At 39.3% G+C, this 15,423-nt stretch carries 12 protein-coding genes and 1 other annotated feature; all 12 genes read left to right on the top strand.

Annotated features, from left to right (window positions below):
- Window positions 1–143 precede the first annotated feature (143 nt).
- The 12 genes from ACEN36_RS00780 to mreC all read left to right on the top strand — a co-directional run bounded on the left by ACEN36_RS00780 (window position 144) and on the right by mreC (window position 15,420).
- Window positions 144–1,859, top strand: coding sequence for a septation ring formation regulator EzrA (locus ACEN36_RS00780; RefSeq protein ID WP_407102982.1), 1,716 nt, complete (start codon window positions 144–146; stop codon window positions 1,857–1,859).
- Window positions 1,860–2,061: 202 nt separating this feature from the next.
- A complete protein-coding gene (locus ACEN36_RS00785) occupies window positions 2,062–3,201 on the top strand; it encodes a cysteine desulfurase family protein (RefSeq protein ID WP_407125771.1) in 1,140 nt (379 codons plus the stop codon).
- 23 nt (window positions 3,202–3,224) lie between these two features.
- A complete protein-coding gene (thiI, locus tag ACEN36_RS00790) occupies window positions 3,225–4,442 on the top strand; it encodes a tRNA uracil 4-sulfurtransferase ThiI (protein ID WP_407095505.1) in 1,218 nt (405 codons plus the stop codon).
- Between the two features lie 167 nt (window positions 4,443–4,609).
- On the top strand, window positions 4,610–5,101 hold the full coding sequence (tpx, locus tag ACEN36_RS00795; protein WP_407095504.1) for a thiol peroxidase: 492 nt from the start codon (window positions 4,610–4,612) through the stop codon (window positions 5,099–5,101).
- Between the two features lie 60 nt (window positions 5,102–5,161).
- Window positions 5,162–5,394, top strand: a binding site (T-box leader).
- Between the two features lie 73 nt (window positions 5,395–5,467).
- Window positions 5,468–8,113, top strand: a complete 2,646-nt coding sequence (locus ACEN36_RS00800) for a valine--tRNA ligase (protein ID WP_407095503.1) — start codon at window positions 5,468–5,470, stop codon at window positions 8,111–8,113.
- 127 nt (window positions 8,114–8,240) lie between these two features.
- Entirely contained in the window at window positions 8,241–9,551 is a 1,311-nt protein-coding gene (locus tag ACEN36_RS00805; RefSeq protein WP_407095501.1) for a bifunctional folylpolyglutamate synthase/dihydrofolate synthase, read from the top strand.
- Between the two features lie 13 nt (window positions 9,552–9,564).
- Complete coding sequence (locus tag ACEN36_RS00810) at window positions 9,565–10,236, top strand: HAD family hydrolase (RefSeq protein WP_407095500.1); 672 nt, start codon at window positions 9,565–9,567, stop codon at window positions 10,234–10,236.
- Window positions 10,237–10,288: 52 nt separating this feature from the next.
- Complete coding sequence (gene radC, locus ACEN36_RS00815; protein ID WP_407095499.1) at window positions 10,289–10,981, top strand: DNA repair protein RadC; 693 nt, start codon at window positions 10,289–10,291, stop codon at window positions 10,979–10,981.
- Window positions 10,982–11,191: 210 nt separating this feature from the next.
- Window positions 11,192–11,392, top strand: a complete 201-nt coding sequence (locus ACEN36_RS00820; RefSeq protein WP_204210628.1) for a cold-shock protein — start codon at window positions 11,192–11,194, stop codon at window positions 11,390–11,392.
- A 245-nt stretch (window positions 11,393–11,637) separates the two neighbouring features.
- The gene (locus tag ACEN36_RS00825; RefSeq protein WP_407125772.1) at window positions 11,638–13,011 is read left to right on the top strand and encodes a class II fumarate hydratase; all 1,374 of its coding nucleotides are present in this window, start codon (window positions 11,638–11,640) and stop codon (window positions 13,009–13,011) included.
- A gap of 374 nt (window positions 13,012–13,385) precedes the next feature.
- Window positions 13,386–14,399, top strand: coding sequence for a rod shape-determining protein (locus tag ACEN36_RS00830; protein ID WP_407095497.1), 1,014 nt, complete (start codon window positions 13,386–13,388; stop codon window positions 14,397–14,399).
- Window positions 14,400–14,568: 169 nt separating this feature from the next.
- Window positions 14,569–15,420 (top strand): rod shape-determining protein MreC, encoded by an 852-nt coding sequence (mreC, locus tag ACEN36_RS00835; protein ID WP_407102978.1) that lies wholly within the window; start codon window positions 14,569–14,571, stop codon window positions 15,418–15,420.
- Window positions 15,421–15,423 lie beyond the last annotated feature (3 nt).

Below are 15,423 nucleotides of genomic sequence, written 5' to 3' on the forward strand. Positions count from 1 at the left end.
GTACTGTTAGAACATTTCCATTATGTTATACTAATTAATAGGTATTTTACTAGGAAAATCGGAAAAAATCCATCCCATTATACAAGAAATGATAAACGGACTATTAAAAAATGGAGTATTCATTTTCAAACGGAGGGCTTTACATGAATGTTGAAATTACCGTCATCGTTATCATCGTCTTAGCGATAGCTGCTTTTGTAGCCAGTTATACGATGAGAAAAAAACACTACCGAATCGTCGACGAGTTGGAAGGGCAAAAACTGCAATTATCTGATATGCCAATAGTGGATGACATACATATGATCAAAACACTGAATCTCACTGGACAGACAGAAAAAAAATTCCAAAAATGGAAAACAGTGTGGGAAGGAGTAGAAAAAGAATCTATCCCAGCAATCGAGAATCACTTGTTTGAAGCAGAACGCTTTATTGACAAATTACGATTTGGAAAAGCAAAAGACGCTGAGGAGCTAGCAGAAAGTAAGATAAAAGAAACTAAAGAAACACTGCTCCGTATTCAAGAAGCATTGAGCGAACTTGTGAGAGGCGAAGAAAAAAACCGTTTAGAGCTTGAAAAAGTAAAAGAAATGTATCAAAGCATTCGGAAGAAATTGCTCACACACAGTTTCAGCTTTGGACCAGCTCTAGAAAAAATGGAGCATAAATTAACCGTACTGGAAACTGATTTTGCTACTTTTTCTGAATATACTTCTCAAGGGGATCACATAGAGGCTAAAGAAGTATTGGAAGAAGTTCGGACTAAGACGAAAAACTTGAACACACTTGCTCAGGACATCCCGGCGTTATTAAAAGAGATCAATGGTGAATTTGTAGAGCAATTAAAAGAAATCAAAATCGGGTATCAGATGTTAATAGAAGAAGAATTTAAGTTTCCAGAAGATCGCATTTTAGAAAAAATTGCAGAAATCGAGACAGAGCGGTTGGCTGCTGAAAAATTAGCGGGAAACTTAGAGATAGAGGCAGCACAAGAAAAAATTCCCGTGATAGAAAACGAAATCGATCAGTTGTATGAAGTAATGGAATTTGAAATGGAAGCTAGTCAGTATGTAGCAGAGAATAAAGAAAAAATCGAGCAATTGATCACTTACTTGACACGCAAAAACAGTAAGCTGCTTATTGAGATCGATCGAGTTTCTCAAAGCTATAAACTGAATCACAATGAATTAAAACAAACACAAGATTTTAAAGACCAATTAGATGAACTGACAGAAACAGTGAATTATTATTTGGAAGCCTTGCAACAAAAAGACATTGTTTATTCTGAAGCCAAAGAAAGTTTCCACTCCAGTATTGAAAAATTGGAAACAATTGACAAAGGTCAAAATGATATTGCCCAACATTTAAAAGAACTGCGCAAAGAAGAAACAGAAGTGAAAGAAAGTATCGATGACTTTGAATTTAATATGCGTGCTATGAAGCGTTACATTGAAAAGCAACATCTTCCGGGTCTTCCGATTGATTACATGGATCTGTTTTTTGCGGTTACACAAAAAATTGAAAATCTGTCCATCGAGATCAATAAATTGAGAATCGATATGGACGAAATAAAGAAAATGGCAGACTTTATTGAGGATGACATCGAGCTATTGCTGGATAAGACAGAAGAAATCGTTGATACTGCATTATTGACAGAATACATGACGCAATACGCTAATCGGTATCGTCAAAGTACTCCTCAAATTGCTTCAGCTACTCAAAAGAGTTTTAAATTGTTCAATCAAGAGCACAATTACCGTGAGGCACTGGAAACTATCTCAACAGCATTAGAGGAAGTAGAACCAGGAGCGTATAAAAAAGTCGAAACAATGTATTTCAATGAAATCAAACCAAAAACCTAAAGGCATAAGAAGCTGAGAGAAAAATCTCAGCTTCTTATTTTTTGGAGCCTTTGATGAAAGAGTTATTTTTCATCCCGCTGTGATTGTGTCTAGATGTTGAAAACCGGAAATGAAATCTTGTACTTGCAGAAGATTTTGTTATAATAGGTAAAGAATTTTTCAACGAGTAAAAAAATAGTTGAAGTAGAAAGAATGTGGAAAAATGATTTATTTTGACAATAGCGCAACAACTCAAGTTGATGACAGCGTATTGGAAACTTTTATGAAAGTTAGCCAAAAAATGAATGGAAATCCTTCTAGCTTGCATCAATTAGGAGATATGGCAGATGGGTTGTTACAACAATCAAGAAAACAGGTCGCTTCTATTATGGGCGTTCAAGAATCGGAAATATTCTTTACGAGCAGCGGTACAGAAGGGGACAATTGGGCCATCAAGGGAACAGCGATCGAAAAAATGCGTTATGGAAAACACCTGATTACAACTACGATTGAACATCCGGCAGTGAAGGAAAGTATGCTTCAATTGGAACAATTAGGTTTTGAAGTGACTTATTTGCCCGTTAATGCAGAAGGAGTCATTTCCATTTCAGATGTAAAAGCGGCCATTCGTCCTGATACTATATTGGTGTCGATTATGGCGGTAAATAATGAAGTAGGCAGTATCCAGCCGATTGAAGAAGTAGGAGAAGTATTGAGAGATTATCCGACGATTCACTTTCATGTAGATGCTGTACAAGCAGTAGGCAAGGTGCCTCTCAATTTAAGCGCGACTTCACGTATTGATCTAGCTACATTTTCTGGACATAAATTTCATGGTTTAAAAGGCACAGGGTTCCTGTACATCAAACGCGGAAGAGTAATCGCTCCTCTACTGAGTGGCGGCGGACAAGAAAAAGGGCGCCGCAGCGGGACAGAAAATGTAGCTGGTATTGCAGCCATGGCTAGAGCCTTACGTCTATTATTTGATCAAAAAGAACAAAAAATAGCGCATCAAAAACACATCAGAGATTACTTGATGGATGAACTAGCGAACTATAGCAAAGTACACATTTTCTCTGCCAAACAAGGTGCACCGCATATCGTTTGTTTCGCTTTAGGAGGTATTCGTGGTGAAGTGAGTGTGCATGCATTTGAAAAAGAAGCTATTTTTATTTCGACTACGAGTGCTTGTTCGAGCCGCAGCAAAACCAGTTCGAGTACGTTAGCAGCGATGAATGTGCCTAGTAAGATCGCTACAGGAGCGGTTCGCGTGAGTTTAACAGATACCAGCACCTTAGAAGAGGCCAAACAATTTTTGAATTCATTTGCTAAATTGTACGAAAACTTTAAAGATATTAAATAAGAGATTGAGAGAGGAAGTAAGTCATGCAATACAATGAGGTGATGGTTCGTTACGGCGAATTGTCTACAAAAGGGAAAAATAAAAAAACGTTTATCAGTCGCTTGGCTCAAAATGTTAAAGCAGCTTTGCACGATTTTCCCGAAGTAAAAGTTCATGGAGAACGCGATCGCATGCATTTGGAATTGAAAGATGCCGATAGCGAGGAAGTATTGAAAAGATTGGAGCCTATATTTGGGATTCAAAATTATTCTCCTGTGATGAAGTTGGACAGAGACATGGAACAAGTGAAAAAAGTCGCTGTCGAAATGGTGAAAGAGCAGTATGTCCCAGGTAAAACATTTAAGATCGCTACTCGTCGATCAGACCACGAGTTTCCTTTGGATACTAACGACATCAATTTGATGTTGGGTGATGAAGTCATCGACCATATTGAAGGCATTCAAGTTCAAATGAAAAAACCGGATATTACGTTACGTGTTGAAGTGCGGCTAAACGGCATTTTCTTATCTTGCCAAACGATCCAAGGAGCAGGTGGCCTTCCAGTAGGAACAAGTGGTAAGGGGATGCTGATGTTATCTGGCGGAATCGATTCTCCAGTTGCTGGCTATTTGGCTATGAAACGGGGAGTTGAGGTGGAAGCTGTACATTTCCACAGTCCTCCATACACTAGTCCAAGAGCTTTGCAGAAAGCGAAAGACTTAACCTCTAAAATTGCTGCCTTTTCTGGAAATCTGCAATTTATTGAAGTGCCTTTTACTGAAATCCAAGAAGAGATCAAAAAGAATGTTCCTGAAGGGTACTTAATGACAGTGACGCGTCGTTTCATGATGCGCATCACAGATCGGATTCGTGAACAACGCAAAGGTTTGGCTATATTGAACGGAGAATCTTTAGGACAAGTGGCTTCTCAAACGATGCACAGTATGATTGCTATCAATGATGTGACCAATACTCCTGTATTGCGTCCAGTTGTCTCAATGGATAAAAATGAAATTATTGATATTGCTAAAAAAATCGATACGTTTGAATTGTCTATTCAACCATTTGAAGATTGCTGTACTATTTTTGCACCGCCAGCACCCAAAACTAAACCCGATCTGCAAAAAACAAGAGATTTTGAAGCTCGATTAGATGTAGAAGGATTGATCGAACGGGCGATGGATGGCTTAGTCATCTCTACGATCAGTGTGGGAGACACCTTGGAAGAGCAACAGCATGAAGCTTTTAGTGAATTACTATAGAGAAGAATAAAAGGCTGTCTCCAGCATTGAGTATGATTATTCGACGTTGGGACAGCTTTTTTTAGTAAAGCAAGTTCTGTATGCTGCAGAACCTATATTTTTCGCTAGCGTTTAACGCAAAAGAATTTTATAATGGGAATAGAGTGTAATTTAGAGGAGTGAAGTGTGTGCAAATCACAAGAAAAGGGACACCTTATCAATTAAATGGAAAGCAAACCAACGTGGGAGATAAAGCCCCAGATTTTTCAGTCAAAAATCTAACAGGTGACATGATCCAATTGCAAGACTTTACAGGGAAAGTAGTGTTAATCAGTGTCATCCCAGATATTGACACTCGCGTGTGTGCTCAACAAACAAGAGCCTTCAATGAAAAAGCAAGCAATATTGAAGGAGTTCAATTAGTAACCATTTCAAACAATACCAAAGAACAACAAGATAATTGGTGTGCAGGAGAAGGTATTGAAATGGAAATGCTTCATGATACGAACCTGATATTTGGTGATGCTTATGGTCTTTACATGCCGGAACTAGAAAAACTGGCGCGTTCAGTATTTGTGGTTGATGCTAATGGTGTGATTGTGTATCAAGAAATTGTTTCTGAAATGGTGGATGAGCCAGATTATGAAGCCGTGATCGAAGCTGCGAAATCTGCTCGATAAATCAGCAATACAAGAATTCCGTTATTGAATTTTGAAGTTTAACATGCTACTATAATACAGAATAAAGCGATGAACAAGAGGAGTAGTTTCAGGTTTCATTTGAAGAGAAAAGGGCGATTGGTGGAAGTCCTTAATGGAACTGAAATGAAGGTAGCTTGGGAGCTGTCGAAGTGAAAGAAGAGTAGCTTTGACCGGTCTAACGTGACGTTAAACACGTGAATGAAGTGGTCTGTTCTTGAAGAAGAACAGGCAATATAGGTGGTACCGCGAATCCAAAAGCATTCGTCCTAATGTAGATTAGGATGGGTGCTTTTTTAGCGTTTTAAAACAAGATTACACTTTAAAAGAGAAAAGGAGTGGTGCAATATGGCAAAAGAACTTACAATGCCGACGAAATATCAACCGAATGAAGTTGAAGCTGGCCGTTACGAAAAATGGTTGGAAAAAGATTTATTCAAACCCAGTGGAGACAAAACGAAAAAACCTTTTTCAGTGGTGATTCCACCTCCAAATGTTACGGGTAAATTGCATTTAGGACATGCATGGGATACCACCTTACAAGATATCTTAGTGCGTCAAAAACGCATGCAAGGATACGACACATTGTGGCTGCCGGGGATGGACCATGCTGGAATTGCTACCCAAGCGAAAGTGGAAGCTAAATTAGCTGAAGAGGGTATTTCTCGTTACGATTTAGGAAGAGAAAAGTTCATTGAACAAGTTTGGGAATGGAAAGAAGATTACGCTAGTGTGATTCGTGAACAATGGGCAAAAGTCGGGATCTCTGTCGATTACAGCCGCGAACGTTTTACATTAGATGAAGGTCTATCTGATGCAGTTCGTAAAGTATTTGTTACGATGTACGAAAAAGAGCTGATCTACCGTGGCGAATACATCATCAATTGGGATCCAAAAGCGAAAACAGCTTTATCGGATATTGAAGTGATCCATCAAGATATCGAAGGTGCTTTTTATCATATGACGTATCCTTTAACTGATGGCAGCGGAGAAGTAGAAATTGCTACGACTCGTCCAGAAACGATGCTAGGGGATACAGCTGTTGCCGTGCATCCTGAAGATGAACGTTATCAAGCGCTGATTGGTAAAACAGTTATGCTGCCATTGATGAATCGCGAAATTCCGATTATTGCGGATGATTATGTGGATATGGAATTTGGTACGGGTGTCGTTAAAATCACTCCAGCTCATGACCCAAATGACTTTGAAGTCGGGAACCGTCATGACCTCCCACGTGTCAATGTGATGAATGAAGATGGATCTATGAATGATACAGCAGGCAAATATGCAGGTATGGACCGTTTTGAAGCTCGTAAAGCTGTGGTGAAAGATTTAGAAGCTGAAGGACGTTTGGTGAAAATCGATAAAATGGTTCACAGTGTTGGACATTCCGAGCGTACCGGAGTAGTGGTTGAACCTCGATTGTCTACTCAATGGTTTGTTAAAATGGCGCCAATGGCAAAAGACGCTTTAGAAAACCAAGAGTCAGACGGAAAAGTCAACTTTGTGCCTGACCGTTTTGAAAAGACCTTTACTCAATGGATGGATAACGTTCATGACTGGGTTATCTCTCGTCAATTGTGGTGGGGACACCGTATCCCAGCATGGTACCATAAAGAAACGGGCGAATTGTATGTTGGAATGGAAGCACCGGCAGACAGTGAAAACTGGGAACAAGATCCAGACGTATTGGACACTTGGTTTAGTTCAGCGCTATGGCCATTTTCAACGATGGGTTGGCCTAACGAAGACGCAGAAGATTTCAAACGTTACTTCCCGACCAGCACATTGGTAACTGGGTACGATATTATCTTCTTTTGGGTTAGCCGTATGATTTTTCAAAGTTTGGAATTTACGAATGAGAGACCATTCAAAGATGTGTTGATTCACGGATTGATTCGTGACGAACAAGGACGCAAGATGAGCAAATCTTTAGGGAATGGAATCGATCCAATGGATATTATTGACAAATACGGTGCGGACGCTATGCGTTGGTTCTTATCTACGGGATCTGCTCCAGGACAAGATGTCCGTTTTAGTTACGATAAAATGGATGCTGCTTGGAACTTTATCAATAAAATCTGGAACGCCAGCCGTTTTGTTTTAATGAACTTAGAGGATTTTGATGTAAAAGACATTGATTTAACAGGCGAAAAAACGGTTGCTGACCGTTGGATTTTGACTAAATTAAATGATACCATCCAATCGGTAACTGATTTAACAGAGAAATATGAAATTGGTGAAGCTGGTCGTCACTTATATCATTTCATCTGGGATGATTTCTGTGACTGGTATATCGAAATGAGTAAAGAGATTTTATTCGGTGAAGATGAAGCAGCGAAACAAACGACAAGAAGTATCTTGGCACATGTGTTGGATCAAATCTTGCGCTTGTTGCACCCGATTATGCCTTTTGTAACGGAAGAAATTTGGGAAAATATTCCGCACGAAGGAGAATCATTAGTCGTAGCAGAATACCCAACGGTTCGTCCGGAGTTGTCTGATGAAGCAGCTGCCAAAGGGATGGATGTCTTGATGGAATTGATTCGTTCTGTACGTAACATTCGTTCAGAAGTGAATACACCATTGTCGAAAAAAATCAACATCCTGATCAAAACCAATGATGAAACAGTTGAAACATTCTTGAACGCAAATATTTCTTATATTGAACGTTTCTGTAATCCGGAAGAACTAACGATCTCTAAATCGATCGAAGCTCCTGAAGAAGCAATGACAGCGGTCATTACGGGTGCAGAAATCTATCTTCCTCTAGCAGGATTGATCAATATTGAAGAAGAAATCACTCGTTTGGAAAAAGAATTGGACAAATGGAACAAAGAAGTGAAACGTGTCCAAGGTAAATTAGCCAACGAGAAGTTTGTCAGCAACGCTCCAGAAAAAATTGTCCAAGAAGAAAAAGCCAAAGAAGCTGAGTACTTGGAAAGACAAGCAACTGTCAGTGATAGAATTGCTGTGTTGAAACAAAAACGTTAATTGAAACAGTACTGAATGAAAAAGCTGGGTCTCTGATATTAGAGGCACAGCTTTTTCTACTGCAAATCGAGAGCAAATCATCTATAATGGAAAAGACAATAGTTTAATGCAGAACGGTGGAAAAGACATGTGGAACACATATGAAGAAGCACTTGAATGGATTCACGGCATTCGAGTATTTGGTAAGAAACCCGGTTTAAAACGAATGGAATGGATGTTGGAACGGTTAGGCCGCCCAGATAAAAAAGTCCCGGCTATCCATGTAGCAGGAACAAATGGAAAGGGATCAACGGTCACTTTTATTCGCAGTATGCTGGAAGAACAGGGGTTGGTCGTCGGAACGTTCACTTCGCCGTTTATCGAAGTGTTTAATGAACGCATCAGTGTAAACGGTGAACCGATAGCTGATGAAGAGATTCTGCGTTTAGCCAATATAGTGTACCCTTTAGCGGGAGCTTTAGAAGAGACTGATCTTGGCGGACCAAGTGAGTTTGAAGTCATCACAACGATGATGTTTTCTTATTTTGGGGAGGGTCATGTGGACGTTGCAGTAATTGAAGTTGGTTTAGGCGGATTATACGATTCGACGAATGTCGTTTTGCCTGAAGTATCCGTGATTACCACTATTGGAATGGATCATATGGCTATTTTAGGAGACACAGTGCCGGAAATTGCCCAACAAAAAGCTGGGATCATTAAACCAGCTGTTCCAGTTGTGACAGGAAATATCCCTCCAGAAGCGATGAAGGAAATTGAAAAAGTAGCTACTGACTGCGACAGCAAATTGTACGCCTATCAAAAAGATTTTGCCATTTCAGATTGGCATACTTTACCTACTTGGGGAGAACAATTCAGTTATGAAGATGAGTTGATGCGCTTAAGAACGATCCAATTATCTATGCTGGGTAAACATCAAGTAGAAAATGCTGCGACAGCTATCCAAGCGGTGGAGATTTACGCTGAGAGAACGCAGTTGACATTAAATCACGAGGCTTTATTAAGAGGGTTGAAAAAAGCTTTTTGGCCTGGGAGAATGGAAAAAATCAGTGATGATCCGGTTATCATATTGGATGGTGCACACAATGAACCGGGAATTGAACGACTAGTAGAAACGATTCAGAACGACTTTACTCAACAAGAAGTGCATGTGATATTTGCAGCCTTAAAAAACAAAGATATCCAAAAAATGGTGGATTTGATTCAGGAATTGTCAAATGTTCAACTCACCTTGACGTCTTTTGATTTCGAAAAAGCAGCCTCCAGAGAAGAGCTGCACCCATATACTCAATCTGGAGTGAACTATTATGCACAATGGCAGGAAGCCTTGCTAAATGAGCTGGAAAATAGGGATGAAGGCAGTATCCTATTGATCACTGGGTCACTGTACTTTATCTCAGAAGTGAGAAGGAACTTGTTAAATACGGATGAAGAGGAATAAGGGGGATAGAGTGATGAATAAACTAAAAACCGTGATTTTTGATATGGATGGGCTGATGTTTGATACAGAAACGATGTATTACCAGGCAAATCAAAAAGCAGCCGATGACTTAGGCTTGCCATTTACTTATGAATATTACGCCAAATACATCGGAATATCAGATGAAGAGTTTTTTGCGAGTATGTACCGTGATTTTAAAGATGACCAAAAGGTGGATGCGTTTATCGCAAACAGCCGAACATATTTGTTTGAGCAAATCGAATCAGCTGGTATTTTAGTAAAGCCTGGCTTAGTTGAATTGTTAGACTTCCTTCATGAACGCGGAATCGGCAAAGTGGTAGCTTCCAGCAGTATTCGCTCCATGGTTCAAATGTGTTTGGATCACGCAGGCGTAGCACATTATTTTGACGAAGTTGTTTCTGGTGATCAAGTTGAATTTGCTAAGCCGGATCCAGAAATATTTGAAAAAGCTTGGGGGCTGTTTGAGGGAGAAAAAGAAGAGACCGTTATTTTGGAAGATTCTTTAAATGGTATCCGTGCGGCTTATGATGCAGGAATTTCGGTCGTTATGGTTCCGGATTTGTTTGAGCCGAATGAAGAAGCCAGAGAAAAAACAGTTGCTATACAGAATGATTTAAGAGAAGTCAAACAGTTTCTTCAAAGAAATTGGATTTTAGACAATTAAATAACTAAATAACCTCTTTTTTACTTATATTATCTGCAAAGGAGGTTTTTTTATGTCTACAAAAGGAATGAACTTACTAGCTGAAATGCCAATAGAATCAAGACCGAGAGAAAGATTGCAACAATACGGTGAAAAAGCTTTAGCCAACCATGAGCTTTTGGCTATTTTACTGCGAACGGGAATAAAAGGAACCAATGTCGTTTCCGTTGCTCTGCAACTGCTCAATGCATTTGATGATCTGTATTATTTAAAAACAGTGTCGTTGGAAGAATTAATGTTGGTATCGGGTATTGGAAAAACAAAAGCTGTTGAATTGAAAGCAGCAATTGAATTAGGGACGCGGATCGCACAAGCCCCACAACTGAAAACCGGACAAATTACTTCCAGCCGCCAAGTAGGTGAGATGATGTTGGCTGAGATGAGTGATTTACAGCAAGAACACGTTATTGTGTTGTACTTGAACACTAAGAATGAAATCATTAAAAAAGAAACTATTTTTAAAGGAGGATTAAATTCATCTGTCGCGCATCCGAGAGAAATATTCAAAGGTGCCGTTCGTTATTCAGCTGCTCGATTAGCGATTGTACACAATCACCCATCAGGCTGTCCAGATCCTTCTGAGGCAGATATTTCATTTACTAGACGTGTAGCAGAATGTGGCGAGTTGATGGGAGTAGAATTGTTGGACCATTTGATCATTGGTCAAAACAGATACGTAAGTTTAAAAGAAATCGGTATCATTTAAAGAAAAGTGAGTCGCAGCAATGGTATTTAAGATTATCCAGAAATAAATAAATAAACTTTGTAATATAGCTTGCTAAGTTTTTTTTATCGTGTTATACTTTGTTTAGCATTTTGTTAGGTGGAAAAAAGAATTGTTTCAAAACATTCCGAATCGTACCGTCAGCAACAATGTGAATTATAATGTGCTTTCAAGCACGAGGAGGAATTTTTCATGGAACAAGGTACAGTAAAATGGTTTAACGCAGAAAAAGGATTTGGATTTATCGAACGCGAAGGCGCAGACGATGTATTCGTACACTTCTCAGCTATCCAAGGAGACGGATTCAAAACTTTAGAAGAAGGACAAGCAGTTTCTTTTGACGTAGAAGAAGGAAACCGTGGACCTCAAGCTGCTAACGTTAACAAAATTTAATTTAACTAAAAAATTAAAAGTTAGCTCAGAACAGCCTAGTTTATAACTAGGCTGTTCTTTTTTGTCTTTTTTTACTGCTAAATATTTTTTTACGTTAAATTATCATATACTATTAGTGGAATAAATGATTATTCGTCGGGTCTAAGTCAGAGTGGAAATTTAATGGTATTCACATAACTTAGCGAATAACTGATGGGATCATTTAAATAGGAGAGAAAAATGGCATTTTAGAGAGGAAAAGTGATATGCAAGGATATCGGCAAGAAAAAGATGCGCTAGGTACAGTTCAAGTCAAAACAGAAAATTTATGGGGAGCCCAAACGCAACGGAGTTTAGAAAACTTCGCTATTGGGTCTGAAAAAATGCCGCTCGAATTTATTTATTCACTGGTCAGCATCAAAAAAGCTGCCGCAACAATCAATCATAAGGAGCAATTGTTATCTGAGGAAGAAAGAAATCGAATAGTCGAAGCTTGTGATCAGATATTGGACGGAAAATTCGATGAGCAATTTCCATTGAAAATTTGGCAAACGGGAAGCGGTACGCAAACCAATATGAATGTGAACGAAGTTATTGCAGCTATTGCCAATCAGTCGAAAGACCTGCCTAAATTGCATCCAAATGATCATGTCAATGCTTCACAAAGCTCGAATGATGTTTTTCCAACTGCGATGCAAATGACGATTTATCAATCGATCCAGACTGCATTGCTTATGGAATGCAGAGAATGGATCACTGTACTCAAAGAGAAAGAACAGCAGTATCAATCACTGATTAAGATCGGTCGTACTCATTTGCAAGACGCCGTTCCGATGACATTTGGACAGGAAATAAGCGGATGGCGGACGATGTTGGAGAAGAATACTTATTTCATTACTGAAAGCAGTGAGGCGTTGAAAAAATTGCCCATTGGAGGTACCGCTGTGGGTACTGGTTTAAATGCTCCAGATGACTTTGATCAAAAAATAGTAGCGGAATTAAATCGATCGTTGCCATTTACCTTTGAAGTTGAAGAAAACAAATTTTATGGTCTGTCTAGTCACAGCAATTTGACTTATTCTCATGGCGCGCTTCGAAGTTTAGCAGTTGATTTGATGAAAATCGCTAATGATGTCAGATGGCTGGCAAGTGGTCCAAGAGGTGGTTTGGGAGAAGTTAGGATTCCAGCTAATGAACCAGGCAGCTCTATCATGCCTGGAAAAGTAAATCCTACTCAGGCGGAAGCATTAACGATGATCGTAGCTCAAATCATAGGAAATGATGCAACGATTCAATTTGCTGCCAGCCAAGGGAATCTTCAATTGAATGTCTTCAAGCCGGTTATTTTGTTTAATATGCTGAAAAGTGTTCAATTGCTGACAGAGGGGATGCGGTCATTCAGGATCCATTGTCTGTCTGGTATGGAAGCGAATGAGCAACAGATGGACAGCTATTTAAAAGATTCGTTGATGATCGTAACGGCTCTTTCTCCTCACGTCGGTTATGAAAAGAGTGCACAAATTGCAAAATACGCATATGCGCACAGATTATCTATCCGTGAAGGCGCTCTACAGTTGGAACTCGCTTCTGAAGAAGAACTGGATCAATGGCTGGACCCGGCTTTGATGATCCGCAAGTAATGAGAACATGCAGAATCGGAAAATGTCATTTCTGTTGTTTAAATTAGAAACAAAATTTGTCGTTTTTCTTTATAATAACCGGTGAAATAGTTGAATGCCTTTATATTCCTCGCAGAAAAATGTATACTAAGCATGCTTGCTATTAAAAAAACTCAATTGCAAAGATTACTAGAATGTTGAGTTCTACTTAAATTTGTATTAAAAACAACGATTATTGATGCGAAGTGATTGAAATTAAAGTATGATAGTAAAAGTGAAAAAATACAGTAAAATGCAGTAATGCTATTGTGAAAAGTCTACTGGTTCTTTTCTCAAAAAAATTGGGTTGAAGAAGCAAAGCCTGTATAGGCTAGACAACTGAGAGGATGAAATATGTGCTTAATTTTGGAAATAAAAACATGGGAATCGATTTAGGAACAGCCAATACGAATGTATTCGTTGAAGGTAAAGGGATCGTTTTAAGAGAACCTTCTGTTGTTGCTAAAGATATAAACACAGGAGAAATCGTAACGGTCGGGGAAGAAGCCAGAAATATGATTGGTAGAACACCAGGTTCGATCATTGCGATTCGTCCAATGAAAAATGGAGTTATTGCGGATTTTGATATCACGGCTGAAATGATGAAATATTACATTAAAAAAGCGGTGGGTAAACGTACTTCTAAACCTTTTGTGGTAGTTTGTGTGCCCAGCAGTGTAACAGAAGTTGAAAAAAGAGCGGTTATCGACGCTACTCGCTTAGCTGGAGCTAAGGATGCTTATATCATTGAAGAACCATTTGCAGCAGCAATTGGAGCTGGATTACCGGTAATGGATCCTACAGGTAGCATGGTAGTGGATATTGGTGGTGGAACAACGGACGTGGCAACCATCTCTTTAGGCGGTATTGTCAGCAGCAGAACGATTCGTTTAGCTGGAGACCGAATGGATGAAGTGATCATCCACCACATACGTAAAAAACACAACTTGCTGATCGGTGAAAGAACCGCTGAACAAATCAAAATGGAAATTGGGTGTGCATCGGTTGAAAAAGCAGCTGAATATGGCACGATGGACATTAGAGGTAGAGATTTACTTACTGGTTTACCGCAAACTATTGAAATAACGGCAGTTGATGTAGCTGAGGCTATTCAAGAAGTTGTTGAAGGAATCGTCATAGCGGTTCGTGAAACCTTGGAAGAAACATCGCCGGAAATATCTGCAGATGTTATCGATCATGGAATTGTCTTAACTGGTGGCGGGGCGTTACTTAAAAACATCAGCGATGTGATCGCTCATGAAACAGATGTACCGGTATTTGTTGCAAATGAACCTTTGGATTGTGTGGCTAACGGTACAGGAGAAGCTTTGAAACACATGGACATTTACCAAAAACGCGGCCTTAAATAAAACTGACCATTATCAAGCGGGTATGGATTATCCATCCCGCTCTTTTTGAGTGAAGGAATTTGAGGGTTTGAGTAAAAAGGAATTTGAAATAAAATCGAAAACAGTCTGCTTATTTTGAGCAACCTATGGTAAAATATACACAGCCTGCAAAAATCAACGAGGTGGTACTTTGAACCAGTTTTTTTCAAACAAAAAACTTATTATTTTATTAGTTAGTGTAATTGTTGTTCTTGGGCTTATTGCAGTTTCCATTACGGGCAGTGGAAATGTTCCTATAGTTCAGCGATTTACTAATGATGTAACAGCACTAATCAGTCGAGTCATCAGTAAACCTGCTAATGGAGTAGTCAGTATCATTGACTCTGTAGAAGGATTGCTTGACACGTATGAAGAAAATAAATTATTGAAGTCCAAAATGGATGGATTGTATGAAACAGAAGCAGAAATTGCTGCATTACAACAAGACAACGACAAAATGCAAGAACAATTGGGATTAACGGAAACATTGTCTGATTACAATAGTATCAATGGTGCAGTGATCGGTCGAAATCCAGATAACTGGGTCGATCAGTTAGTGATTGATAGAGGAAGTCAGCATGGAGTAGAAGTAGATATGTCGGTTATGGGCGGAAATGGTTACATTGGACGAATTGTAGAAGTTAGTCCTACCAGTTCCAAAGTTCAATTGGTGACAACTTCCCACCAAAATACAGGACGAGTTTCTGCACAAGTACTGACAGATAACGGAGCAGTACATGGAATCATCAGCGGCTATGAAGCAGAAACAAATCGTCTGATCCTGAACCAAATCATTACGGATGCTACTTTGAAAGAAGGAGACCAAGTCATGACTTCAGGATTGGGAGGTCTTTCACCAAGTTCTTTATTGATCGGTACGGTAGATGAAATACGATTAGACTCTCATGGATTAGCGATGGAAGCCTATATTACTCCAGCAGCAGACATGAATGATATTCGTTTTGTGACCATTATTCAAAGAGCATCTGGAAGTGGGGAATAGAGA

Origin of the sequence: Desemzia sp. FAM 23989 (genome assembly GCF_045528345.1) — a bacterium.
Classification (GTDB): domain Bacteria; phylum Bacillota; class Bacilli; order Lactobacillales; family Carnobacteriaceae; genus Desemzia.

Coding starts and splice junctions, on each gene's coding strand:
- radC (WP_407095499.1), top strand. CDS start 10,289: ATGTCTACAAAAGGAATGAACTTACTAGCTGAAATGCCAATAGAATCA.
- thiI (WP_407095505.1), top strand. CDS start 3,225: ATGCAATACAATGAGGTGATGGTTCGTTACGGCGAATTGTCTACAAAA.
- ACEN36_RS00785 (WP_407125771.1), top strand. CDS start 2,062: ATGATTTATTTTGACAATAGCGCAACAACTCAAGTTGATGACAGCGTA.
- ACEN36_RS00805 (WP_407095501.1), top strand. CDS start 8,241: ATGTGGAACACATATGAAGAAGCACTTGAATGGATTCACGGCATTCGA.
- ACEN36_RS00780 (WP_407102982.1), top strand. CDS start 144: ATGAATGTTGAAATTACCGTCATCGTTATCATCGTCTTAGCGATAGCT.
- ACEN36_RS00820 (WP_204210628.1), top strand. CDS start 11,192: ATGGAACAAGGTACAGTAAAATGGTTTAACGCAGAAAAAGGATTTGGA.
- ACEN36_RS00825 (WP_407125772.1), top strand. CDS start 11,638: ATGCAAGGATATCGGCAAGAAAAAGATGCGCTAGGTACAGTTCAAGTC.
- ACEN36_RS00810 (WP_407095500.1), top strand. CDS start 9,565: ATGAATAAACTAAAAACCGTGATTTTTGATATGGATGGGCTGATGTTT.
- ACEN36_RS00800 (WP_407095503.1), top strand. CDS start 5,468: ATGGCAAAAGAACTTACAATGCCGACGAAATATCAACCGAATGAAGTT.